Annotated in this window: 21 protein-coding genes; 12 read left to right on the forward strand and 9 right to left on the reverse strand. The window is 29.2% G+C overall.

Going from position 1 to position 24,704, the window contains the following annotated elements:
- Window positions 1-40 precede the first annotated feature (40 nt).
- The 4 genes from FAY47_RS04235 (at window position 41) to FAY47_RS04250 (ending at window position 5,778) form a co-directional block, all read left to right on the forward strand.
- Window positions 41-718 carry a Crp/Fnr family transcriptional regulator gene (locus FAY47_RS04235; RefSeq protein ID WP_143315178.1) on the forward strand — a complete coding sequence of 226 codons (678 nt, stop codon included), beginning with the start codon at window positions 41-43 and terminating at the stop codon, window positions 716-718.
- A 93-nt stretch (window positions 719-811) separates the two neighbouring features.
- Complete coding sequence (hcp, locus tag FAY47_RS04240; protein WP_143315179.1) at window positions 812-2,449, forward strand: hydroxylamine reductase; 1,638 nt, start codon at window positions 812-814, stop codon at window positions 2,447-2,449.
- Between the two features lie 251 nt (window positions 2,450-2,700).
- Window positions 2,701-4,086, forward strand: coding sequence for a peptidoglycan binding domain-containing protein (locus tag FAY47_RS04245; protein ID WP_243129545.1), 1,386 nt, complete (start codon window positions 2,701-2,703; stop codon window positions 4,084-4,086).
- Between the two features lie 282 nt (window positions 4,087-4,368).
- Window positions 4,369-5,778 carry a peptidoglycan binding domain-containing protein gene (locus tag FAY47_RS04250; protein WP_143315180.1) on the forward strand — a complete coding sequence of 470 codons (1,410 nt, stop codon included), beginning with the start codon at window positions 4,369-4,371 and terminating at the stop codon, window positions 5,776-5,778.
- Window positions 5,779-5,834: 56 nt separating this feature from the next.
- On the opposite strand, the gene FAY47_RS04255 is transcribed toward FAY47_RS04250, so the two are convergent.
- Both FAY47_RS04255 and FAY47_RS04260 read right to left on the reverse strand, forming a co-directional pair.
- Window positions 5,835-6,110, reverse strand: coding sequence for a barstar family protein (locus FAY47_RS04255; RefSeq protein WP_143315181.1), 276 nt, complete (start codon window positions 6,108-6,110; stop codon window positions 5,835-5,837).
- Window positions 6,111-6,126: 16 nt separating this feature from the next.
- A complete protein-coding gene (locus FAY47_RS04260) occupies window positions 6,127-6,594 on the reverse strand; it encodes a ribonuclease (RefSeq protein ID WP_143315182.1) in 468 nt (155 codons plus the stop codon).
- A 220-nt stretch (window positions 6,595-6,814) separates the two neighbouring features.
- Between FAY47_RS04260 and FAY47_RS04265 the strand changes: the two genes are divergently transcribed.
- The 6 genes from FAY47_RS04265 to FAY47_RS04290 all read left to right on the forward strand — a co-directional run bounded on the left by FAY47_RS04265 (window position 6,815) and on the right by FAY47_RS04290 (window position 14,998).
- Window positions 6,815-7,582 (forward strand): putative ABC transporter permease, encoded by a 768-nt coding sequence (locus tag FAY47_RS04265; protein WP_143315183.1) that lies wholly within the window; start codon window positions 6,815-6,817, stop codon window positions 7,580-7,582.
- Between the two features lie 9 nt (window positions 7,583-7,591).
- On the forward strand, window positions 7,592-8,512 hold the full coding sequence (locus tag FAY47_RS04270) for a DMT family transporter (protein ID WP_143315184.1): 921 nt from the start codon (window positions 7,592-7,594) through the stop codon (window positions 8,510-8,512).
- 147 nt (window positions 8,513-8,659) lie between these two features.
- Window positions 8,660-9,988, forward strand: coding sequence for an MATE family efflux transporter (locus tag FAY47_RS04275; protein ID WP_143315185.1), 1,329 nt, complete (start codon window positions 8,660-8,662; stop codon window positions 9,986-9,988).
- A complete protein-coding gene (gshAB, locus tag FAY47_RS04280) occupies window positions 9,972-12,275 on the forward strand; it encodes a bifunctional glutamate--cysteine ligase GshA/glutathione synthetase GshB (RefSeq protein WP_143315186.1) in 2,304 nt (767 codons plus the stop codon). Before FAY47_RS04275 ends, gshAB begins: the two co-directional genes overlap by 17 nt.
- A 23-nt stretch (window positions 12,276-12,298) precedes the next feature.
- Window positions 12,299-12,592: a metalloregulator ArsR/SmtB family transcription factor gene (locus tag FAY47_RS04285; protein WP_143315187.1), complete on the forward strand. Its 294-nt coding sequence runs from the start codon at window positions 12,299-12,301 to the stop codon at window positions 12,590-12,592.
- A 1,428-nt stretch (window positions 12,593-14,020) separates the two neighbouring features.
- Window positions 14,021-14,998: a tyrosine recombinase XerC gene (locus FAY47_RS04290; RefSeq protein ID WP_243129548.1), complete on the forward strand. Its 978-nt coding sequence runs from the start codon at window positions 14,021-14,023 to the stop codon at window positions 14,996-14,998.
- A 26-nt stretch (window positions 14,999-15,024) separates the two neighbouring features.
- Here FAY47_RS04290 and FAY47_RS04295 read toward each other — a convergent pair whose 3' ends face one another.
- Both FAY47_RS04295 and FAY47_RS04300 read right to left on the reverse strand, forming a co-directional pair.
- Window positions 15,025-15,546 (reverse strand): hypothetical protein, encoded by a 522-nt coding sequence (locus tag FAY47_RS04295; protein ID WP_143315189.1) that lies wholly within the window; start codon window positions 15,544-15,546, stop codon window positions 15,025-15,027.
- 71 nt (window positions 15,547-15,617) lie between these two features.
- Window positions 15,618-16,037, reverse strand: a complete 420-nt coding sequence (locus FAY47_RS04300) for a hypothetical protein (RefSeq protein WP_143315190.1) — start codon at window positions 16,035-16,037, stop codon at window positions 15,618-15,620.
- A gap of 147 nt (window positions 16,038-16,184) precedes the next feature.
- Between FAY47_RS04300 and lexA the strand changes: the two genes are divergently transcribed.
- Together lexA and FAY47_RS04310 are read left to right on the forward strand one after the other, a co-directional pair.
- Window positions 16,185-16,790, forward strand: coding sequence for a transcriptional repressor LexA (gene lexA, locus FAY47_RS04305; protein ID WP_143315191.1), 606 nt, complete (start codon window positions 16,185-16,187; stop codon window positions 16,788-16,790).
- A gap of 73 nt (window positions 16,791-16,863) precedes the next feature.
- Window positions 16,864-17,478, forward strand: coding sequence for a DUF3267 domain-containing protein (locus tag FAY47_RS04310; protein ID WP_143315192.1), 615 nt, complete (start codon window positions 16,864-16,866; stop codon window positions 17,476-17,478).
- A gap of 42 nt (window positions 17,479-17,520) precedes the next feature.
- Here the strand turns inward: FAY47_RS04310 and FAY47_RS04315 are convergent, their stop codons facing one another.
- The 5 genes from FAY47_RS04315 to mutS all read right to left on the reverse strand — a co-directional run bounded on the left by FAY47_RS04315 (window position 17,521) and on the right by mutS (window position 24,643).
- A complete protein-coding gene (locus FAY47_RS04315; protein ID WP_143315193.1) occupies window positions 17,521-18,801 on the reverse strand; it encodes a methionine gamma-lyase family protein in 1,281 nt (426 codons plus the stop codon).
- Between the two features lie 74 nt (window positions 18,802-18,875).
- On the reverse strand, window positions 18,876-19,121 hold the full coding sequence (gene hfq / locus FAY47_RS04320) for an RNA chaperone Hfq (protein ID WP_143315194.1): 246 nt from the start codon (window positions 19,119-19,121) through the stop codon (window positions 18,876-18,878).
- A gap of 38 nt (window positions 19,122-19,159) precedes the next feature.
- The gene (miaA, locus tag FAY47_RS04325) at window positions 19,160-20,089 is read right to left on the reverse strand and encodes a tRNA (adenosine(37)-N6)-dimethylallyltransferase MiaA (RefSeq protein ID WP_143315195.1); all 930 of its coding nucleotides are present in this window, start codon (window positions 20,087-20,089) and stop codon (window positions 19,160-19,162) included.
- A gap of 14 nt (window positions 20,090-20,103) precedes the next feature.
- A complete protein-coding gene (gene mutL / locus FAY47_RS04330) occupies window positions 20,104-21,999 on the reverse strand; it encodes a DNA mismatch repair endonuclease MutL (RefSeq protein WP_143315196.1) in 1,896 nt (631 codons plus the stop codon).
- A gap of 13 nt (window positions 22,000-22,012) precedes the next feature.
- Window positions 22,013-24,643, reverse strand: a complete 2,631-nt coding sequence (gene mutS / locus FAY47_RS04335; RefSeq protein ID WP_143315197.1) for a DNA mismatch repair protein MutS — start codon at window positions 24,641-24,643, stop codon at window positions 22,013-22,015.
- Window positions 24,644-24,704: the final 61 nt, after the last annotated feature.

The following is a 24,704-nucleotide window of genomic DNA, read 5'->3' on the forward strand; positions in this document are numbered from 1 at the left end:
GAGAAACTTAACTTAATATCATGCAATCAAAGGAGAAAAGATGAAGATAGTAAAGGCTTTAAAAGGAAATGAACTTTTTAAAAATATGAAGGAAGAAAAAATTGAAGAAATAATTTCTAAAATAACTTATCATGAGAGGGAATATCATAGAGGCGAAGTTATTGCTCATGAAGATGAAAAGTGTAATTCTCTGGGACTTATAATAAGTGGTTGTATTGAAATAATCAGATTATATTCAAGTGGTAAAAGTATAACTATACAAAAACTTGGAGTGGGAGATGTATTTGGAGAAGCTTTAGTTTTTTCTTCTCACGGTAATTATCCAGCTACTATAGAGGCTGTAGAAAAGACAAATATAATCTTTATTAATAAAGAAGAGGTTTTAAAACTTTGCCTAGAGGAAAAGCTTATTTTAGAAAATTTTATGACACTTTTAAGTGATAAGGTGTTTATGCTAAATGGTAAGATAAAGAGTATTTCTTTTAAAAGTCTTAAACAAAGGGTTATAAACTATCTAATTCAAAAAAGTAGAACTCAAAAATCACTAGTAATAAAGCTTAAAGATAGTAAAGAATCTATTGCAGCTTATTTAGGTATGCCAAGACCGTCTCTTTCAAGGGAACTTATAAAACTTAGAGATGAAGAACTTATAACCTTCGATAGAAATACCATAACAATTTTAAATATAGATGATTTAGAAGAAGAATTATTTGAATAAAAAAATAGTTTGTAACAACAGTTACAGACTATTTTTTTATATTCTAATACAATAAACTCATGGAAAATAATAAATGACCAAGGGAGAGATATTATGGAAAATAAGATGTTTTGTTATCAATGTCAAGAAACAGCTGGTTGTTCAGGATGTACTGTTAAAGGTGTATGTGGAAAAACACCTGAACTTGCTAAGCTACAAGATTTATTAGTATATGTTACAAGAGGTTTATCTGAAGTAGCTACAAGAGTTAGAGAAGAAGGAAAGGAAGTTCCTTTTTATGCAAACAGAACTGTAACTTTAAATCTTTTCTCAACTATTACTAATGCAAACTTTGATAATGCAGTTTTTTATACTAAAATAAGAGAAACTTTAAAATTAAAGAAAGAATTATTAGATCTTTTAACTAACAAGGATGAACTAAGTTCAGCTGCTTTATGGACAGCAGAAACTGATGCTGAATTTGATGCTAAGTCTGGTTCAGTTGGAATATTAGAAACTAAAAATGAAGATATAAGAAGTTTAAGAGAACTTATCACATACGGATTAAAAGGTATGTCAGCTTACCTTAAGCATGCTAATGCCTTAGGATATGATGATGAAGAAATAAGCAAGTTCATGGAAATGGCTTTAGCTAAAACAGCTGATGACAGTGTAACATTAAATGAATATATAGCTTTAGCTTTAGAAACTGGTAAGGTTGGAGTAGACGGAATGGCTTTACTTGATAAGGCAAATACAGAAAGCTATGGACATCCAGAAGCTACAAAAGTTAATATCGGAGTTGGAAGTAAGCCAGGAATCTTAGTTTCAGGTCACGACTTAAAAGACTTAGAACAATTATTAATTCAAACTGAAGGAACTGGTATAGACGTATATACTCATTCAGAAATGTTGCCAGCACACTACTATCCAGCATTTAAGAAATATTCTCATTTTGTAGGTAACTACGGAAATGCATGGTGGAAGCAAACTTCAGAATTTGAAAGCTTTAATGGACCAATTTTAATGACTACAAACTGTATAGTTCCTCCAAAGGATACTTATAAACACAGATTATTTACTACAGGTGCAGCAGGTTATGAAGGTTGTACACATATTGTTGAAGATGAAAATGGCAAGAAAGATTTCTCAGAAATAATAGCTTTAACTAAGAAGTGTGATTCACCAGTAGAAATTGAAAATGGAGAAATCATAGGTGGATTTGCTCATAATCAAGTTCTTGCTTTAGCAGATAAAGTTGTAGAAGCAGTTAAAACTGGAGCTATTAAGAAGTTCTTTGTAATGGCAGGTTGTGATGGTAGATCTAAGAAGAGAGAATACTACACTGAATTTGCAAAGGCAATTCCTGAAGATACAGTTATATTAACAGCTGGTTGTGCTAAATATAAATACAATAAGTTAGACCTTGGTGATATAGGTGGAATTCCAAGAGTGTTAGATGCAGGACAATGTAATGACTCTTACTCACTAGCACTTATAGCTCTAAAGCTAAAAGAAGTATTCGAACTTGAAGATATAAATGATCTACCAATAGCATTCAATATTGCTTGGTATGAACAAAAAGCTGTAATAGTATTATTATCTTTACTTCACTTAGGTGTTAAAAATATTCACTTAGGACCAACATTACCAGCATTCCTTTCTCCAAACGTAGCTAACGTTTTAGTTGAAAACTTTGGTATTGGTGGAATAACAAATGTTGAAGATGATATAAAAATGTTCCTTAACTAATTAATTATATACAAGACATTTACTAAATATACTTAGTAAATGTCTTTTTTTTATAATTTTGAAATAGCAGATAGCACTTCTTAGAGCAATTGAATACTATAATAATATATTTTTTTGTTTTTATAATATAAGATAAAACAAATTCTTTTATTTTTCCATATTATGGTATATAATTTATATGACATAAGTATATTATTGAGTAGTGTACTTGTTACCTTTCAGAAAACAATAAATAGAGGGGGATTAATTAGGTGGAAGAAGAGAAAAGTAAATGTAAGAAAAAAATGAAAGGTATAATTATTTCTCTTTGCATTTTGCTAGTTATATATTTAGGATTTTCTATTTATTTTAGGAATCATTTTTATTTTGGTTCAACAATTAACGGCATTAATGTCTCAGGGAAAACCGTAGAAGATGCTAATGAAAAAATTTCGTCTGAAATTGAATCTTACACTTTAAAATTAGAAGAGAGAAATGACGCTAATGAAGAAATTAAGGCCTCAGATGTAGGGTTAAAATACAATGAGACTGAGGATACTCAAAAGATGAAAGATAAGCAAAATCCTTTTGCTTGGATTCCAGGTATATTTATTACCAAAAATTTTGATTCTAAAGATATTATTTCATACGATGAAGACAAGCTAAAAAAGCATTTAACCACTTTATCTTGTTTTGATAGTAAAAATGTCACTAACCCAAAAAGTCCAGTTTTTAATTATGGCGATGAAGGTTACTCCATAGTTGATGAAGTTTATGGTAATAAAGTCAATAGTGCTTCTTTATCTGACAATGTAAAAAATGCTCTAAAGAATATGGATAAATCATTAAATCTAGATGATAAAGATTGTTATGAAAAACCTAAATATACTAAGGATTCTAAAGAAGTTTTAGCTGCCAAAGATACTTTAGGAAAATATGCGAGTACAAAAGTTACTTATAATTTTGGAGATAGCAGTGAAGTACTAGATGGGAAAACCATACACAATTGGCTTAATGTTAATGATAATATGGAAGTTACTTTTGATAAAAATCAAGTGAATAAATACATTGAATCATTAGCTGATAAGCACGATACAGTAGGAATATCTAGAGATTTCACTACAACAGCTGGAACCAAAATCAAAGTAAGTGGTGGAGACTATGGATGGAGTATAAATAAAGAAGAAGAAATGGCAGATTTAGTGGCAGTTATAAAAAATGGCCAAACCGTAACTAAAGAGCCTAAATATGCACAAACTGCATTAAATCATAATGCTAATGATATAGGAAATACCTATGTTGAAATTAACTTAGCTCAGCAACATTTATGGTTTTATAGAAATGGATCTCTTATTACTGATGGAGATGTAGTAACTGGAAATGTTAGCAATTCAATGGGCACTCCAAGCGGAACCTACAGATTAGAATACAAAGAAAAAGATGCAGTTTTAAGAGGTGACAATTATGCTCAACCTGTTAGTTTCTGGATGCCATTTAATGGAGGAATAGGAATTCATGATGCAACATGGAGAGGTGAATTTGGTGGAAGCATATATTTATCTGGTGGGTCACACGGTTGCGTCAATGCTCCATATAGCTTAGCAAGTACAATCTACGATAACATTGAAGCAGGAACTCCTGTAATTTGTTATGACTAATAACACATTAAATAGACAACTAAAAAGTGGATTTAAAAAACTCTCGAAAATATTTATCGAGAGTTTTTTCATATATAAATTGATATTTTAAAAACAAAATTAACTTCCACATATAAGAACAGCGACATGAAGTTTATGGATAGTTATCCAAACTAAAGTATCCCATCCAAGTCTAATTTGCTCATGTAAAAAAAATAAAAAAAAAGATATTAAATATATCTTAAAAGTGGGACAAATTGCTATAGTTTTAGTATAATAACTTATGGAAGGGAGTAATTGTTAATGAGAAGACAAAGAAGTGAACGCAGTAAATTTGTAAGCAATAAATTTATTAAAGGTATTATAATTTCGTTTAGCACTTTGCTTGTTTTATATCTAGGAATATCAATATATTTTACAAGCCATTTTTATTTTGGCACTGCACTTAATGGTATTAATATTACAGGTAAGACTGCAGAGGAAGCAGATAAATTATTAGCATCTAGGATCGAATCATATTCACTACAGTTAGAGGAAAGAGGCGACACTCAAGAGCAGATAAACGCTTCTGATCTTGGGCTTAAATATACTTCAGATGGGAAGGTTCAAGAATTAAAAGACAATCAAAATGCTTTTTTATGGATATTTGCACCTTTCATTAATAATAATAATGAGATATCTGGAATTATTTCTTATGATGATGCAATGTTAAACAAAAAAATAGACCAATTAGATTGTGTTAAGGGGAAAAACATTGTTGAACCTAAAAATGCTAGCTTAAAGTATACTGAAAGTGGTTACGAAATAGTCGACGAAGTGTATGGAAATAAAATTAATAAAACTGCTTTACACGATGCATTAGTAGACGCTATACAAAATAATAAGACAGAATTAAATTTGGATTCATCTAACGTTTATGAAAATCCAAAATATACTGCTAGCTCTAAAGAAGTTTTAGATGCAAAAGATTTAGCAGATAAGTATGTATCATCAAAAATAGACTACACATTTGGTGATAATAAATCTGTAGAATTAAATGGATCTACAATACATAACTGGCTTGAAGTAAACGGAAACTTTGAATTAATCTTTAATGAAAGTAAAGTTAAAAACTACGTATATTCCCTTGGTGATAAATATAATACTACTGGGATCACAAGGGATTTCAAAAATTCATCTGGTGCTACAATAAAAGTTAGTGGCGGAGATTATGGATGGCACATTGATGGTTCAGCAGAAACTCAAGATTTAATTGAAACAATTAAAAACGGACAAACTGTAACTAAAGAACCAAAATATTCTCAAAAAGCTGCTTCTCATAGCTCAAATGATATAGGAAATACATATGTAGAAGTTGATTTAGCTAGACAACATTTGTGGTTTTATAAAAATGGCTCTCTTGTAGTTGAAGGAAATGTTGTTACAGGTAATGCGGCAAGTGCCGATACAATAACTCCACCTGGTGTTTATCTCCTTAAATATAAGGAAAAAGATACACACTTAAAAGGAACAGATTACAATACACCAGTTAGTTATTGGATGCCTTTTAATAACAACATAGGAATTCATGATGCTTGGTGGAGGCCACCAACAGATTTTGTTGCAACTACTTATCTAGGTAATGGATCACATGGTTGTGTAAATGCACCAGTTGAGTTAGCAAAAACAATATTTGAAAATATTGAAGCAGGAACTCCTGTTGTATGTTATTAGCAGATTAATGCGAATATTAAAGCCCTTGATTTTAAATCAAGGGCTTTAATATTTATTTAGTTTATAGTTATATTTAAGTCTTCTTCTAGAAAGTCAGAAGCATCCATAAATACTTTTTTTGTTTGTTCTGCGTATTCTCCAAGTAACTCTTTACTATTACTAAAGTTAATCCATTCTATAGTCATAGGTAGTTCTACATCTGTTGTAAGACAATCCCAAAGAGCATCTAGATTGTTTCCATAGTAATCTGGAAGTTTAAGTTTTGACTTTAATATTTCATGAAGTTCCTTCTTGCTAGTAAATTCTCTTCCGTCTAAAATAATTTCATTCATTATGTTCTCCTTAGTATTAATTTTTCCCACTATAATAACAAGTAAATGTTTGATAATGATCTATAGTTCCATAAATCAATCCATCATTTGAGTAGAGTAGTCTGTCGGCACCTCTATGTCCTCCATTATAGTTAATATCGCATTCGTGCCAAACTCTGCCTTTAGCATCTGGTAATGATTTTTCTACATTAGTAAATATATCTCCACCTATACTCTTACCAGGAGCATATTGCCATAAATCTCTGCCAGGTCTCCAGCCAAGCCTTTTAGCCTTAGCTTTTGTAATATAATTACTTGGCAAAACCCCATATTCATGGATATAGTCAGCCACCCCTTGAAAGTCATTTATCACATTATACCTTGCTAAGTTTGCTTCATCTGTACTATAAGCACTAGCAGTATTTAGTGAAGTTACAGTAAAGATAGGTGTGAATAAAAATGCGAAAATTAAAAAGAAATTTAGTTTTTTTATAAATTTTTTCATATTGAACACTTCCTTTCATTTTTGTGTATATAAAAACTATAACCGGATTTTATAAATTTATCAAGAAATATTAACCATTTATAACTTTTTATTACACGTTTTTAATAAATAAAAACTTAATTATATTAACCCATCCTTCATGTTGCATTATGAAAAAGTTGGATATTATGGTATTGTAATAATGTATATAAAAATAAATTAGAATTAAGGGGAATATTATATGACGTATTATTTTTTACTTTTTATTATATATAGTTTTATTGGTTGGATTTACGAATCGACACTTTGTTCTGTTAGAGATAAAAAACTGATAAATAGAGGTTTTTTAAATGGACCAATATGTCCTATATATGGAACTGGTGCATTGGTTGTTATCATTCTCTTAGGTGATGTTAAAGATATTTTAGCTTTATTTCTATCTAGTATTTTGCTAACTGGAATATTAGAATATCTTACTTCTTACCTTATGGAAAAGTTATTTCACGCTAAGTGGTGGGATTATTCCTATAGATCATTTAATATAAATGGGAGGGTATGCTTAGAAGGGGCTTTGGTATTTGGAACCTTATCAGTTATTACTGTATTTTACATAAACCTATTTACTAATAAGGTACTTTCTGTAGTTAATGATAATATACTTAACCTTATCAGCCTTATTCTATTAATAATATTAGTTGTAGACACCATATTTACTGTAAATAGCTTATTATCCTTAAATAGCAGGCTTAAACAGGTACAAGAAGCCTTTAATAAATATATAGAAGCATCTAAGGTTAAAACTGATAAAATTAAATTTAATATACTTGATAAATTTGAAGAAAGTGAATTTTATTCAGAAAAAATAAAACACATCTTAAGTGTCAAAAGATTTCAAGATAAGAGAATTATGAAGGCTTTCCCGAATTTCAAATCTACAAAATATTACGAAGCTTTTGAAAGAATCAAAGATAATATAATTAAAAGTAGAGATAACCATAAAAGAAAGTAGTGAGAACCATTGAAAAGCACAAAATCATATTTTACTAAAAACATAAATATATTATATTTAGCTATTATTTGTACATTACTTTGGGGAAGTGCATACCCTGCAGTTAAGATAGGCTATAAGTTTTTTTCCATAACTTCTGATAATATATATGGACAAATGCTTTTTGCTGGAGTTAGATTTTTCTTTGCAGGTATATTAACTATATTAGCAGGCATTTTATTAAACAAGAAATTAATTATTCCAAATAGAAAGAATATTTTGGGGATAAGTCTACTTGGCTTAATTCAAACTACTCTTCAGTACATATTTTTTTACATAGGCCTTTCAAATACCACCGGAGTAAAAGGATCTATATTAAACTCGATATCTCCATTTTTAGTTATAATTATTTGTCACTTTATAACTAAGGATGATAAAATAAACTTAAAAAAAGCTCTTGGTAGCTTAATTGGCTTTGTTGGCGTTATAATAATTAGTCTTGGCTCTACAACTGGTAGTAGTAATAATTTTTCGTTATTTGGAGAAGGTTTTATAATCTTAGCAGCAGTATCTTCTTCAGTAGGATCAGTAATTAGCAAGGAAATTGCTAATGATAGTGATGCTATGACCATAACAGGATATCAATTATTAATTGGCGGCTTTGTATTGACACTTATTTCATTTATAGAAGGACAACCTAACGTTGTTATCCTTAAAGAAGGTATAGCTCTACTTATCTACTTATCAGCTTTATCTGCTATAGCATTCACTATATGGACTATATTATTAAAGTATAATAGTGCAGGTAAGATATCAATTTATAACTTTTTAATACCGATCTTCGGATCATTGCTATCTGCTTTATTCTTATATGAATCTGTATTTAATATTAAAAATATTATTTCATTAATTTGTGTCTGCATTGGCATATATATAGTAAATAAAAAATAATCTAATAGTACTATAAAATAGACATCTTATTAATTAGATAGGATGTTTATTTTTATTCAAGGACATAAACTTCTTAAGAATATATTGACAATACATAGATAATTATCTATATTAAATATAGATACACATCTATGTAAGGAGCAAAAAATGAAGAAAATTGATTTAACAGAAGGAAAAGTAATGTCAGTTCTGACTGCACTAGCTTTACCTATAATGGGAAGTTCTTTGGTGCAATTCACATACAACTTAGTTGATATGTTTTGGGTTGGAGGCATTGGAAGCGATGCTGTTGCAAGCGTTGGATCTTCAAGCTTTTATATAGGACTTGGTTACTCCATTAATTCCTTAGTTATTATAGGTGCTGGAATAAAGATAGCACATGCAGTAGGAAGAAAGAACGAAGAAGAAGCAAAAGGCTATATAAATGCAGGATTAGTTATTAATTTAATCATAGGATTATTATATGCCTTAGTACTTATTTTCTTAGGGAAAAACTTTATTGAATTTTTAAATATGAACAATCCCACAGTAGAAAGAGATTCCTATTTATATTTAGCAGTAAACGGACCTATATTATTATTCTCATTTTTCAATATGTTATATGCGAGAATTATGGGAAGCTACGGCAATAATCATTATGCCTTTAATATTAATCTGGTAGGTCTTATAGCAAACATTATACTAGATCCTTTCTTTATATATACTTTGAAGTTTGGAGTGGTTGGAGCTGCCGTAGCAACCCTTGCTGCAAATATTATAATGTTTATAATATACAAAGTTAAATTTAAAGAAACACTAAAATATAATTTTGAATTAAGGTTAGATTATAAGAAGATAGTAGAAATAATTAAACTTGGATTTCCTATGTCTTGTCAAAGAGTTTTATTTACACTCATTAATATAGGACTTGCAAGAATAACAGCTACCTTTGGATCTAATGCTATAGCTGCTCAAAAATTAGGATTAGAAATAGAGTCTGTTACATACATGGTAATAGGTGGTCTCAATGGAGCTATTTCAAGTTTTACTGGTCAAAACTTTGGTGCAAAAAAGTATAACCGAATAATTGCTGGTTACAATACAGCTCTAAAAATAGGAATCACCTATTCTTTTATTATGGCTTTATTATTTATATTTTGGGGAGAAGACTTGGTTAAATTATTTATTAGAGATACCGAAACCATAGCAATAGCAAAAAGATACTTATTTGTTATAGCTTTCTCTGAAATATTTAGTACAATGGAGATGGTGTCTAATGGTATTTTTACCGGACTCGGATTACCTAAAATACCATCTATTATAAGCATTGTTTTTACAGCTTTAAGACTTCCTATGGCACTTATATTTACAAATTTCATAGGACTTGATGGTATTTGGCTTAGCATTACTTTATCAAGCGTATTAAAAGGAAGCGTTTCATATTTAGTCTATAGAATAAAGATAAGGAAGGATTATAAATATGTTAAAGAGAATTAAAAAGATTTTTAGCCCGAGTGAATTACTAAAAGGGAATTATGGTATAGAAAGAGAAACATTAAGAATTGAGGATAATGGAAATTTATCCTTAAAGCCTCATCCAAAAGTTTTTGGAGATAAGGTAAAAAATCCATATATAACTACTGACTTTTCAGAAAGTCAAATTGAAATGATAACACCACCTTTAAATACAATAGAAGAAACCTATAATTATTTAAACTCTCTATATGATATTGTCGCTATGGAAATAGGGGATGAATGTCTTTGGCCTCAATCAATGCCCTCAATAGTTCCAGAGGATAAGGATATACCTATAGCTATTTACGATAATTCACCTGAAGGTATAACTGCTAGAACTTATAGAGAAAAATTAATGAACAAATATGGTGGAAGAAAACAACTTATTTCTGGAATACATTTTAATTTTTCCTTTAATGAAGATATTATAGCAGGATTGTATAATGAAAGCGAAAAAAAAGAAACCTATAAGGACTTTAGAGATAGAATTTATCTAAAAGTAGCAAGAAACTTCTTAAGATATAGATGGCTTATTATATATTTACTAGGTTCAACTTCTACAGTACATGAAAGTTATTTTAACGAATGTAAAAAATGCTTACAAAAGATTTCAGATTGTAGTTTTTCTAGTGATGGAGCTCTTTCTTATAGAAATGGAGAATGTGGTTATAAAAACGAAATTGACTTATTTCCAAGTTATAAATCAGTAGATAGTTATGTTAACAGTTTAAATAAGTTCATTGACGATAAGGTTATTACATCATCAAAGGAACTTTATAGTCAAGTTAGATTAAAGCCTAAGAACAAGAGTGATTTATTAAATTCATTACTTCAAGATGGAATAGATTATTTAGAATATAGAAGTATTGATGTGAACCCTTATGAAAAGGGTGGTATAAGTTTAAATGATTTATATTTTCTTCAAATCTTTAACTTATTTATGTTAATAAAAGACGAAACTAATTATGAAACTTGGCAAGAAGAAGCTCTCGAAAATCAGCATATTATAGCTAAAGAAGGGCGCAATGACGTAACATTGATTAAAGATGGAAAGCCTATTTCTAAAAAAGATTGGGCATTAGAAATTCTAAATGAAGTAATGCATATTAACGATGAACTAAATCTCGGTAAAGCAAAGGTCATTACTGAAATGATAGATAAAATCATGGATGAAAAGCTTACTTACGCATATAAAATTTACAATGATGTAAGAGAAAATGGGTATATTAAAACTCATTTAGATCTTGCAAAAGTTTATAAAGAAGAAGCTTACAATAATAGATTTAAGTTTCAAGGTTATGAAGATTTAGAACTTTCTACTCAAATCTTAATAAAAGAATCTATAAAAAGAGGTATTAAGGTTGATTTCATAGATAGAAGCGATAACTTTATTTCTTTAAAATTTAAGGATAAAATAGAATATGTCAAGCAAGCTACAAAGACATCTAAGGATAATTATGTTACGGTACTTATGATGGAAAACAAAACAGTTACTAAAAAAATTCTTCAAAGAAAAGGTATTAGAGTTCCAGAAGGAGAAGAATTTAATTCCATGAAAGAAGCAGGGGAGAGAATAAAAAAATACGTAAATAAACCTATAGTCATAAAACCCAAATCAACTAACTTTGGTACAGGGATAAGCATTTTTAAAAAAGGCGCAAAAGAGGAAGATATTCTAGAAGCTTTTAAAATTGCATTTAAGTATGACAAAACTGTACTTTTAGAAGAGTTTATAAAAGGAAAAGAATATCGGTTCTTAGTAATAGGAGATAAAGTAGTAGGAATACTTCATAGAGTACCAGCTAATGTACTAGGAGATGGCACTAAATCCATTAGAGAATTAGTCCATATTAAAAATCAAGATCCATTAAGAGGCCATGGTTACGTGACACCTTTAGAAAAAATTCAATTAGATGAAAATGCTCAGTTGTTCTTACGTAATCAAAATAAAGATTTTGATTATATACCTAAAAAAGATGAAGTAGTTTATTTAAGAGAAAATTCTAATATTAGTACTGGTGGAGATAGTATAGATTACACTGATTTAATCCCAGATAAATTTAAGGATATAGCAATTAAATGCGCCAATGCAGTTAATGCAAAAATTTGCGGAGTTGACATTATGTTAGAAGATTTTAGCCATGAAAATTCAAATTACGGAATCATAGAACTTAACTTTAATCCAGCTATTCACATTCATTGTTTCCCATATAGAGGGAAGGAGAGAAGTATAGCTGTCGAAGTGCTTAAGATGCTTGAAATGATATAAATAGTGTAAAGAAAGGTGAAAGAATGGATAATAAATTCGAAGTAACTGCTAAGATATTTAAAACTTTAGGTGATCCTAACAGACTAAAAATAATCGAAATGCTATCTTGTAAAGAGAAGTGTGCTTGTGAAATATTAAACCAATTTAATTTTACACAGCCAACTTTATCTCACCATATGAAAGTATTAATGGAATGCGGTTTAGTTATTAGCAGAAAAGAGGGTACTTGGAACTATTATAAACTTAATTGTGACAACACAAAAAATCTTCTTAATTTTTTAAATGATATAGTAATGAAAAGTTCAAAAGTAAAATAATGTAATACATTTAAGGGAATCAAAAATGATTCTCTTAAATTTTATTTACTTTATTATTTGCTCCCTCTGTTTTCATAGATTTTCATAAACATTTCATTTCTTATATTTTAGCAATTTAATCAAAAATTACTTATATGTTTCAAAATTGATTATAAGTAATTTTTTATATAATATATAATTTTATTTAAGTAATTACATATATATTAATAATTTAAATAAAATTACACTACATCAATTTATACGCTTTTTTAATTCCAACTTTAATACAAATGTATAATTGTGAGGGATAAAGAAAAGTTAGAATATAATTTTTGACACAATCGAAATCAGCGTTTTTTACCCATATTTTGTAATAAAATTAGATTTTTTTCATAATATTTATTTTTTCATAATGTTCTAGAGTTTCATTCCTCCCTCCGTTTAAAAAATCCATAACCAAGAATATTCTTACATAATTTACAAACCAAATAAAATGTAATAGTATTAAATTAAATAAAAACACACACAAACAAGCGGGTGGTAGGATTGAGAAATAAAAAGGCGCAAAGGAATAGAAAGCAAAAGCAAATCCTAAATAGCAAGATTGCTTTTGCTACAATTTTATTATTAATAGCTTCCATCCTTTCTTTATAAATTTATTAGCTAAAGATATAGATATTAACGAACTTGCAATAAATAGTCCTGGAGAAATGCTTAAAGAAATATGTAAAACTGAAGATTCTTATAAAAAATCAACAGGTACAGATATATGTAATTTTTTTAGATTTCAAAATGAAACATTTAGCAAAAGATCTTTAAATTATATAAACCAATTAGGTTATAAAACAGTTTTTTGAAGTTACACAAGTTATGATAAAGATAATATCAGCAATAAAGATTTGATATAATCGCAAGAATTTATAAGAAAATCTTTAAAAATCAGCTAAAAGTTATTTCGCTAAATACACATTTATTACATTTCGTGTTATTGTTTATAAAAAAATGCTGTGATATAATGATATCAAGGCTTTAAGTGGCATTTATGGAGGTAAAAAAATGAATAAAGCACGAAATAAAACTTTTAAATATAAAAATTACGAATATCCTGAAGAAATACTTTCACTATTTGAAGTTGACTTGAACAACGCTGATCGAAAAAGACTTCATAAAGTTTATTCAAATTTTTATGATTTAGAAGCTGAACGCGGATATGAATATATTATTGAAGATTTATATATACTTTCATATAAACATAAACTATCCACCAGTGAATTAGCTAATATTTATGGTGTCGGAGTTAGAACTATACAAATTTGGCTTAAAGAATTAGGCCTTAATAGAGATTTAAAGACAGCATCTAAAATTAAGGATAAAAACTCAAATCTTAACCTTTCTCCTAACGGAAATGGACAAGCTATCACAGGTTCAGATATATCTGAAACCTTTGGTATTGAGCTAGCTGATACTAGCACTTATCCTGAAACCTTAAAAGATTTTTTAAATTATTTAGAGACCATCAAAGGTAAATCCAGCAACACAATCAAAGGTTACGCTATTGATTTAACTTTGTTTTTTAGATTTTTAAAGGTATATAAAGGTTTAATTAAAGATACCTCTTTAGAGTTTGGTGAAATTCCTACAAACGATATAACCAAAGATTTTATTAGAGGAATAAAACTTACAGATATTTATGCTTACCTTTCTTTTGTAGAAAAACAAAGAGAAAACGGCACTCACGCTAGAGCTAGAAAAGTTGCTGCATTAAAATCCTTCTTTAAATTTTTACAAAACAAAGCAAAAGTAATCGATGAAAATCCAACTTTAGAGTTAGAATCTCCAAAATTAGATAAAAGACAGCCAGTTTATTTAACTTTAGATCAAAGCTTAGAACTTTTAAATTCGTTAGATACTACCGATAAAAACTATTATAGAGATTATTGCATATTGACTTTATTCCTAAACTGCGGAATGAGACTTTCAGAATTATGCTCTATCAACATAGAAAAAATTAAAGGAGATACATTAACTATTATAGGTAAAGGTAATAAAGAAAGAACTGTATACCTAAACGAAGCTTGCCTTAAAGCCTTAGATAATTATTTAAAAGTCAGAGATGTTTCAAAAGTTTCTGAAGAAGATAAAAAATATCTATTTATTTCAGGTAGAAATAAAGCTATAAATAAAAGAACTGTTGAACTTTTAGTAAAAAAACATATTGGAAATGCAGGAATCGTAGACGGCAAATATACCCCTCATAAATTGAGACACACTGCTGCTACCCTTATGTATAAATACGGCAATGTAGATATTAGAAGTTTACAAAACATCTTAGGTCATGAAAGTATTTCAACTACTCAGATTTATACTCACGTAGATGATGATTCCTTAAGGGAAGCTGTAAAATCAAATCCTTTATCAAAACTTTAAAAGAAGAGATTCTACTCTCTTCTTTTTTATCCTAACAAAGGCTCTCCTAGTATCTCTTTTAAATTAGTCTTGATAGCTTCGTCATCTCCATCGTAAATCACTACTACTCTCCCCTTTTTATATATATGAGGTGCTTTTAACCAATTAATTTTAGTACCATTTATAACAGACCCATTCTCTGTTACTGTTTTTAGATCACTAATAATCTTTTCTTTATCTTCTAAGTTATACTCATATATAATTAGGCTACCACCAACTATTTTGTAATCTTCACTCTTTACAGAAAAATAAGGGCTAGTAGTATCTTGCTTTTCTAATGTTATTCCTTTCTTAGCCAATTCTTTTTTTAATTCATCTTTACTATATCCCATAGATTCATCTTTAATTTTACTTACTATATCTTTAGCATCTTCACTTACCTTTTCAGTCCCTTGCTTAATGTTTTTTCCAGCATCCTCTATTGTATTTTTGGCATTACATCCACTAAACAATAGAGAAATTAGCAAAACAACTATTGTAAACAAAGCAAATTTTCTTTCTTTAAACACAAAATCACCTTCTAACACAAAAATATCTCTAATGTATTTTTTGTATTAGAAGGTGATTTTATTCTTATTATCTATATGTCTTTCTTTAATTTCCTAACACCCGGAAAAACTTCTTCAGTCATTTCTTCTAAATTTCCATCTTCAAACAATTCTTCTTCAGTTGAATAATCTATATGGTCAAATGCATCTTCATATTCTTCGCCTAAATCATTTTCTTTAGCAAAATCTTTATATGCATCCTTTAATTTATCATAATCATCATAGAAAGAATCATCTGTTGTATCTACTTCCTCGTCTAAAGCATCCTTTTGAGCTTCTAATTCATTTATGTACTCTTCCTCTAAAACCTTATTTTCTTCCACTGTCTTAGCTATATCTTCAATATTAATCGCTCTAATATCTACTCCATCCATCTCTAAACACTTTCCGCAATTATCACAAATTTTCTTTTTGTATATATCGCAGTAATCATCTTCAGTATATTTAGCCATATTAATACACCACCTATTAAAATAATCAAATTTTATTATAACAAAGTATTGCCCATTAATCAAATTTATATACAGAACATAGGTTTTGAGAACATAGGTTTGATATACAATTAATGTTATGCTATAATATTTTAAAGAGGTGTTAACATGGTAGAAGGTAAAGATAAACAATCTGATATATATAATTTTCTAAAAACTTATACAGAAACTAAAGGATATCCACCATCTGTTAGAGAAATTTGTGAAGCTGTTTCACTAAGATCTACTTCAACAGTTCATGGACATTTAAAAAGACTAGAAAAAAAAGGGTTAATTAAAAGAGATCCTACAAAACCTAGAGCTTTAGAAATAGTGGAATTAAATTCAGCAAAAAGAGAAATGGCAACAATACCTATTGTAGGAAAAGTTACTGCAGGGCAACCTATTTTAGCAACTGAAAATATTGAAGATACTTTTTCAGTTCCCTTAGATTATATTAAACATGATAGAGAGTTGTTTATGCTTAAGGTTACTGGTGAAAGCATGATAAATGCAGGTATTTGCGATGGTGATTTAGCTATAATCGAAAAGGCTGACAACGCAGTCAATGGTGAAATTGTAGTAGCCCTTATAGAAGATGAAGCAACTATAAAGAGATTTTTCAAAGAAAAAGACCATATTAGATTGCAGCCAGAAAACGATACTATGTCTCCTATCATTGTGGATACTTGTAGTATACTAGGAAAACTTGTTGGATTGTTTAGACAATATTAAGTAATAATATTATGTAAAGAGCTATATATTTAAATATAGTTCTTTTTTTATTTCTTTTAAGGAGGATTAAATTATGTTTGTTAATGGTCCTTTTCCTGATTTCAAAAGTGAGATTTCAAGCGAGTACACAATTACCTCAGCAGATCGTAATTCTCCTAAGAAACAGAGAAAATATGCATCAAGAATAATGATTCTCATTCATTATCCTTTTTGCTTCGGAATTGGTTACAGTACTTTTAATTTTCATAGTAATTTTATTAAATCTTTAATTTGGTTTTTAGGATATTTTTTATTGTTTTTTCTAGTAGTAACTATAATTCATCTGCTGCTTCACTGCTTATTTTTTCCTACTAGCACTTGGAATAAAAAATGTTATTTAGGTTTTTATAGAAAATACTTAACACCTTTTTGCTATTGTAAAAAGGAACTTAAAAAATTCAGGCTTATTATAGCAGCTATCTCCCCTTTATTTATACTAACTATATTTCCACTTCTCATAATAATTTATAATCATATAAGTATGTTATTATTATCAATTGCTTATGCTAATGCTCTTTTATCAGCATTTGATCTATATGATATATATATTTTACTTAAAAAGATTCCAGGCTCAGGAAATATTATATTAAAATCGGCTAATAGATATTTTATTGTAAAAAAAAGAATGCCTAATAATATGAATTTATAATAAAAGCCACCTCAAATATATTTTGAGATGGCTTTCTTGTCCTTATTTATTCAATACATTATTTAGTGCTATAAGTATACCTATTTTAGCGTGGTCAAATGTCAATCCACCTTGAAGATATGCTATATAAGGTTCTCTAATAGGTGCATCAGCTGATAATTCAATAGAAGCACCTTGTATAAATGCACCTGCTGCCATTATAACTTCATCTTTATATCCTGGCATAGCCCATGGTTCACATTCTACATAAGAGTCTATTGGCGAACCATGTTGTATTCCCTTACAGAAATCAATTACCTTTTTAGGATCACCAAATTTTATAGATTGAATTATATCACTTCTCTTTTCATCATACTTAGGTAACACTTCAAATCCAGCAAGTTCCATTATTCTAGCACAGAACACTGCTCCTTTAACAGCTTCCATAGCTACATGAGGAGCTAAGAATAATCCTTGATATAAGCTTCTCATAAGGCCAAATGTTGCTCCACACTCCCCTCCTATTCCAGGGATAGTTAGTCTGTAAGCTGCTTGAGTAACTAACTCCTTCTTACCTACTATATATCCTCCTGAAGGAGCTAAGCCACCTCCTATGTTCTTTATAAGAGATCCTGCTATTAAATCTGCACCCACATCAGTAGGTTCAATAACATCTATAAATTCTCCATAACAATTATCAACAAATACATTTACATCTTCTCTTATATCTTTTATATAAGATATTATTTCTCCAATTTCAGATACTAGGAATGAATTTCTCCATCCATAACCTGTACTTCTTTGAATATGTATTACTTTAACAGAGCTATCTTTTAAAGCTTCCTTAATGGCTCCAAAATCAAATTTACCTTCTTTAAGGTCTACTTGTTCATAATTCACTCCATATTCCTTAAGAGAGCCTATTTTCTCCTCTCCGCTTATCCCTATAATATTATGAAGAGTATCATAAGGTTTCCCTGATACTGCAAGTAATTTATCTCCAGGTCTAAGATTTCCAAATAGTGCAGCTCCTATTGCATGAGTTCCGTTAACAAAGTGTGGCCTAACTAATGCAGCTTCTGCGTTAAATATTCTCGCATATACTTTATCTAAAGAATCTCTCCCTATATCATCATAACCATATCCTGAAGAATTAGTAAAATGAGTATCACTTATTCTCTCCTCTTGAAAAGCCTTTAATACTTTGATTTGGTTATACTCCCTTATTTCATCATAGATCTTAAATTGTTCTTCTACATCTTTTATCGCTATATCATATAACTTTAAAGTTTCATCTCCAAAGTTATAGGTATTTTTTAATAAGTCCTTAGTAATTTGTAACATTGTATTCCTCCAAAATTTTATTCCTCTTGTATTATAACAAATAAAAAAGATGAAAGCCAAGCTTTCATCTTTTATTATATATTATTATCAGTATTTGTTTCAGTAAATAATATTGGTTTTGATGGAGTTACTGTGGTTATTGCATGTTTATATATAAGAACTTGCTTACCATCCTGATCTAACACAACTGTAAATGCATCAAATCCAGTTACAAAGCCCTTAAGTTGAAAACCATTAGTTAAATAGATAACTACTTGATTTTTATTTTTTCTAGCACTGTTTAAAAATATATCTTGCAAATTATTTTGTTGTTTAGTCATTAAGGCACCTCCCGTTTTCTTTTAAAATAATTATACAGTTATTTAGAATTTATGTCATCTAAAATTTCAGCTACAATCTCACTATCACTTAAAACATCCTTATCTAAGAAAATTGCCCTCGGATCCCTTCTAAACCAAGTTAATTGCCTTTTAGCATAATTTCTAGAGCCTTGTTTAACCATATCAACTGCCTCTTCAAAGGATATCTTGCCTTCCAAGTGATAAAGCATCTCTTTATAGCCAATTCCCTGCATTGATTGCATAGATGAAGTATACCCTCTTTCCTTAAGACTTATACATTCATCAAGTAGACCTTTATCTATCATAATGTCTACCCTTTTATTAATTCTTTCATATAATGTATCTCTATTCATAGTTAAAACAAAGAAATGTATATCATACGGTGATTTATAGAATTCTTCACCTGAATTATAAGAACTAAAAGGCTTACCAGTAAGTTTATATACCTCTAATGCTCTAATAACCCTTTTTAAGTTATTGTAGTGAATTTCTTTATAACTTATTGGGTCAATATCTTTAAGCTTTTCATGTACAAACTCATTGCCTTTTTCATTAGCTAAATCTTCTAAATACTTCCTATAATCTTCATCTTTATCCGTTTCAGAAAAGTTCATATTACAAGTTAAGGAGTTTATATATAACCCCGTGCCCCCAACTATCATAGGAAGCTTATTATTAGCTATTATTTCTTCTAAAGCATCACTTCCCCTATCCTTGTATTCAGACACCGAAAAACTTTCTGAAGGATCTACGATATCTATCATATGATGAGGTACTCCATCCATCTCTTCTCTTGTTATTTTAGCCGAACCTATGTCCATATATTTATATATTTGCATAGAATCTGCTGAAATTATTTCTCCATTTAGCCTTTTAGCTAATTCAATAGAAAGTTCAGTTTTTCCAACCCCTGTTGGACCTGCCAAAATTAAAAGTTTCTTTTTCATCTAATCACCATTCTCTATACTATTCTTCTAAATTTCTTTTCTAAATCATAATTACTAAACTTAATTATGGTTGGTCTTCCATGAGGACAGTGGAAAGGATCATCTATATATCTAAGTTCTTCAACTAGTTTTATCATTTCTATATCTGATAATGTATCATTTCCTTTAACAGCTGCCTTACATGCCATTGTTGCTATTTTATTATATTTAACTTCTGTAGTCTTTCCAGATCCTAATGACTTAATATTATCTAATATACTTAAGAATAAAGATTTAGGATCAAGTTTACCTAAGAAATAAGGTACTTCCTTTAGCGTTATAGAATTTCCTCCAAATTCCTCTAGGGTAAAACCAGCATTTTTAAATACTTCTGCATTTTCTTCATAATTAGCATAATCATCTATAGTTAGGTCTATTATAGCTGGTATAAGTAAAGGTTGAACCACTAAAGATCCACTCTCTATATTCTTCAAATACTTTTCAAATAGGATTTTTTCGTGAGCAGCATGTTGATCTATCATATAAAGTATTTCTTCATATTCAGCTAAAATATAAGTTTTATTAAACTGTCCAATTATTTTTAATGGAGGAAACTTTGCTTGAACCTCATTAACAGTTACATTACCTTCCTTAATAATTATATTATTTACTTCCTTCTCAATTCCTATTTTTTCATCTGATATTTTCTCATTTATTATAGGTAAAGTATTCTCTTTAACCATATTATTTTCTTCTTCTACTATAGTTATTGGCTTAAGATCAATTGGAACTTCTAAATGTATTTTCTCGCGAGTTTCAAAAGAATTAAAAGATACCTTCTCTTCATGATTAGGCTTAATATCTAATTTAATCTCTTCAAATTGTGGAGTATAGGAAATCCTATCTTTTTCCTCTTCTTCAGGCATCTTAAAAGTATCAAATACATCCTTCTTTAAAGTTTCATGTACTGTATCAAATACCTTTTTAAATATCACTCTATCATCAGTAAATTTTATTTCTGCCTTTGTAGGATGTATATTTACATCTACAAACTCAGGATACACTTCTATAAATAAAGTAAAAAAAGGGAACTTGTTTACTGTACTAAAAGATTTAAAAGCATTTTCCACAGCAGCTACTATAGTTTTATGTTTTATATATCTTCCATTAACAAAAATACTTTGATTATTTCTTGATCCTCTTGCTATTTCTTCTTTACCTATATATCCATATATAGTTATAGTATCATCACTACTTTCAAAATATAAAAGATTATCAGTTATAGACTTTCCGTATACAGTTCTTATAACATCTTTTAAATTTCCACTTCCATATGTATGAAGTACTTTTTTACTGTTATTATAAAGTTTAAAACTTATAGAAGGATTAGCTAAGGAAGTTCTATTTACTATATCAGTTATTAATGCTCCTTCTCTTGAAGAGCTTTTTAAAAATTTCTTTCTAGCTGGCACATTATAAAATAAATCCCTAACTTCTAAAGTAGTTCCTTTGTTAATACCGCATTCCTGAAACACTTGAATTTCTCCACCTTCTATAACAAGCTCACGGCCAAAGTCTTCATCTTCTATTCTAGACTTTATATTAACCTTACCAACAGCAGCTATAGATGGAAGGGCCTCTCCTCTAAAACCTAAAGTATTAATTGAATATATATCTTCTGACTTTTTTATCTTACTTGTTGCATGAGGTAAAAATGCCTTTTTTATATCCTCTGGATGAATTCCATCTCCATCATCTATTATCCTAATTAAAGCAGCTCCACCATCTTCAATTTCTATAGTTATATTTTTTGATCTTGCATCAATACTATTCTCAATAAGTTCCTTAACAACTGAAGAAGGCCTTTCAACTACTTCTCCAGCTGCAATCTTATTAGAGGTATTTTCATCAAGTAAATTAATTCTTTTCATGATTTAAACCTCCTTATTGTAATTTCTTAGCTTCTCCTATAAGTTTAAATAAAGTATTCATTGCATCCATAGGAGTCATATTTAAAACATCACACTGCGCAAGTTCTTTAATTAGTGCTTCCTTTTCTAAGGATTCAAAATCCATCTGCATAACTTGGCTTTTTTCAGATTTTACATGTTTCTCTGTTTTAGTAACACAAACTTCTTTTTCTATAGGTTCACTAGGCACTATATTAACCTTTGATTTACCTTCTAGAGATTCTAGTATCTCTTTAGCTCTATTAATTACCTCTTCTGGAAGCCCTGCAAGCTTAGCAACCTCTATACCATAAGATTGGTCAGCTCCCCCTTCTACTATCTTTCTTAAGAAAATTACATTATCCTCTATTTCCTTAACAGCTACAGAATAGTTTTTAACTCCTGGTAAAGAACCTTCAAGTTTTGTAAGTTCATGATAATGTGTTGCAAATAACGTCTTACATTTTAAATTACTCATTTTTGTTATATGCTCTATAACAGCCCAAGCTATACTAAGACCATCGTAAGTAGAAGTACCACGACCTACTTCATCTAATAAAACTAAGCTTTTGCTAGTAGCATTTTTTAATATATTAGATACTTCCCACATTTCAACCATAAATGTAGATTTACCACCAGCTAAATCATCAGAAGCACCTATTCTTGTAAATATCTTATCACAAACTGAAATATTAGCTTTCTTAGCTGGTACAAAAGACCCCATTTGTGCCATTAAAGTGATTAAGGCAACTTGTCTCATATATGTAGATTTACCTGCCATATTAGGCCCTGTAATTAATAATAGTTCATTATCTTCATTATTTAACAGAGAATTATTAGAAACGAATTCTCCTCTTCCTATTACCTTTTCTACAACAGGATGTCTTCCTTCTATAATTTCTATAATTCCATCTTCATTAATAGATGGTTTAACATAATCATTCTCTAAAGCTATTAAAGCTAATGTAGATAAAGAATCTAGGCTTCCAATAATTCTAGCACTTTTCTTAAGACGTCCTATTTCCTTTTCCACAGTATTCCTTATAGAAATAAATAGCTCATATTCTAAATTAACAAGCTTTTCTTCTGCTCCTAAGATTTTATCTTCCATTTCCTTAAGTTCAGAAGTTATATATCTTTCAGCATTAGCTAAAGTTTGCTTTCTAATATATCTACCTTCAGGTATAGATGAATAATTTGCCCTAGATATTTCTATATAGTAGCCAAATACTTTATTGTATCCAACCTTTAAAGACTTAATACCAGTAAATTCTCTCTCACTGTTTTCAAGAGAAGCTATCCACTCTTTTCCGTGTAACTTTGCCTTTCTAAGTTCATCTACCTCAGAATTAAAACCATCATTTATTATATTTCCTTCTTTAAGGTTAATAGATGGATCATTTAATATACCTCTATTTAATAAATCTTTTATATCAGTAAGTTCGTCTAAATCATTAAAATATTCTCTTAATATAGGAGATTCTGAACTACTTAATGATTTTTTTAGATTTGGTATTTTTTCTAGAGATGACTTTAAAGACACCATATCTTTACCATTAACATTTCCACTTGATATTTTTCCTACGATTCTCTCTATATCATAAATTTCCTTAAGTGCTGTTCTTAAATCTTCATTAAGGGATATATTATTAAATAGCTCCTCTACGCCTCCAAGCCTTTTTTCTATTTCCTTCTTTATTATTAAAGGCTCATCTATCCATCTCCTTAGAGCTCTTCCCCCCATAGAAGTGGCTGTTTTATCCATTACCCATAAAAGAGATCCCTTCTTACCTTTTTCTCTGATACTTTCAGTAAGTTCAAGATTCCTACGAGAATTACCATCTATGGTCATAAAATTTAATATTTCATATTTCTCTAAAAAGTTTATGTTTGTTAAACTCATTTTTTGAGTTTCAAATATGTATTTTAATAAAACCTTACAAGCTAATTTAGAAGCTTCATCTAAACCATCAACTTCCACTTCAGAAAATTGATTAGCTAATTCCTTATCACTTACTATAAACTCATTAAAAGGTTTTTCTGTTATTAATGCATTAGTTGATGCATGGATTTCATCAATTAATTCCTTAGAAGTTCCTTCTGCCATAAGCACTTCTTTAGGGCTAATTTTAGATAATTCATCTAATAATGTACTTTTCAAATTAGTAAAGGATGTAGTTTTAAATTCACCTGTACTTATATCAGTAGAAGCTATTCCAATTTTATTACCATCTTCATATATTGCTACTAGATAAGTATTTAAATTTTCTAAAGCTGCATTATTATCTACATATGTACCAGGTGTAATTACCTTTATTATATCTCGCTTAACTATTCCTTTCGCTAAAGCTGGATCTTCTACTTGCTCAGCTATTGCTATTTTATACCCTTTAGCTACAAGCCTAGATATATATGTAGCAGCTGCATGGTATGGTATTCCACACATAGGGGCTCTTTCTTCAAGACCACAATCTCTTCCTGTAAGAACTAATTCTAATTCTCTTGAAGCAGTTTTTGCATCATCGAAGAACATCTCATAAAAGTCCCCTAATCTATAAAATAAAATACAATCTTCATATTTATTTTTTATCTCAAAATATTGTCTCATCATGGGAGTTAATGCCATGTATAATCACCTCAAATATTAATTTATCTAATCTCTTTGTTAATTTAACTATCTTCATTGA

Source organism: Clostridium sp. HBUAS56017 (genome assembly GCF_007115085.1).
Taxonomy (GTDB): Bacteria; Bacillota; Clostridia; order Clostridiales; family Clostridiaceae; genus Clostridium; species Clostridium cibarium.

Coding starts and splice junctions, on each gene's coding strand:
- lexA (WP_143315191.1), top strand. CDS start 16,185: ATGGTAGAAGGTAAAGATAAACAATCTGATATATATAATTTTCTAAAA.
- FAY47_RS04315 (WP_143315193.1), bottom strand. CDS start 18,801: ATGTTACAAATTACTAAGGACTTATTAAAAAATACCTATAACTTTGGA.
- FAY47_RS04300 (WP_143315190.1), bottom strand. CDS start 16,037: ATGGCTAAATATACTGAAGATGATTACTGCGATATATACAAAAAGAAA.
- mutL (WP_143315196.1), bottom strand. CDS start 21,999: ATGAAAAGAATTAATTTACTTGATGAAAATACCTCTAATAAGATTGCA.
- hfq (WP_143315194.1), bottom strand. CDS start 19,121: ATGACTAAACAACAAAATAATTTGCAAGATATATTTTTAAACAGTGCT.
- FAY47_RS04255 (WP_143315181.1), bottom strand. CDS start 6,110: ATGAATGAAATTATTTTAGACGGAAGAGAATTTACTAGCAAGAAGGAA.
- hcp (WP_143315179.1), top strand. CDS start 812: ATGGAAAATAAGATGTTTTGTTATCAATGTCAAGAAACAGCTGGTTGT.
- FAY47_RS04250 (WP_143315180.1), top strand. CDS start 4,369: ATGAGAAGACAAAGAAGTGAACGCAGTAAATTTGTAAGCAATAAATTT.
- miaA (WP_143315195.1), bottom strand. CDS start 20,089: ATGAAAAAGAAACTTTTAATTTTGGCAGGTCCAACAGGGGTTGGAAAA.
- FAY47_RS04260 (WP_143315182.1), bottom strand. CDS start 6,594: ATGAAAAAATTTATAAAAAAACTAAATTTCTTTTTAATTTTCGCATTT.
- FAY47_RS04285 (WP_143315187.1), top strand. CDS start 12,299: ATGGATAATAAATTCGAAGTAACTGCTAAGATATTTAAAACTTTAGGT.
- FAY47_RS04310 (WP_143315192.1), top strand. CDS start 16,864: ATGTTTGTTAATGGTCCTTTTCCTGATTTCAAAAGTGAGATTTCAAGC.
- FAY47_RS04235 (WP_143315178.1), top strand. CDS start 41: ATGAAGATAGTAAAGGCTTTAAAAGGAAATGAACTTTTTAAAAATATG.
- FAY47_RS04265 (WP_143315183.1), top strand. CDS start 6,815: ATGACGTATTATTTTTTACTTTTTATTATATATAGTTTTATTGGTTGG.
- mutS (WP_143315197.1), bottom strand. CDS start 24,643: ATGGCATTAACTCCCATGATGAGACAATATTTTGAGATAAAAAATAAA.
- FAY47_RS04275 (WP_143315185.1), top strand. CDS start 8,660: ATGAAGAAAATTGATTTAACAGAAGGAAAAGTAATGTCAGTTCTGACT.
- gshAB (WP_143315186.1), top strand. CDS start 9,972: ATGTTAAAGAGAATTAAAAAGATTTTTAGCCCGAGTGAATTACTAAAA.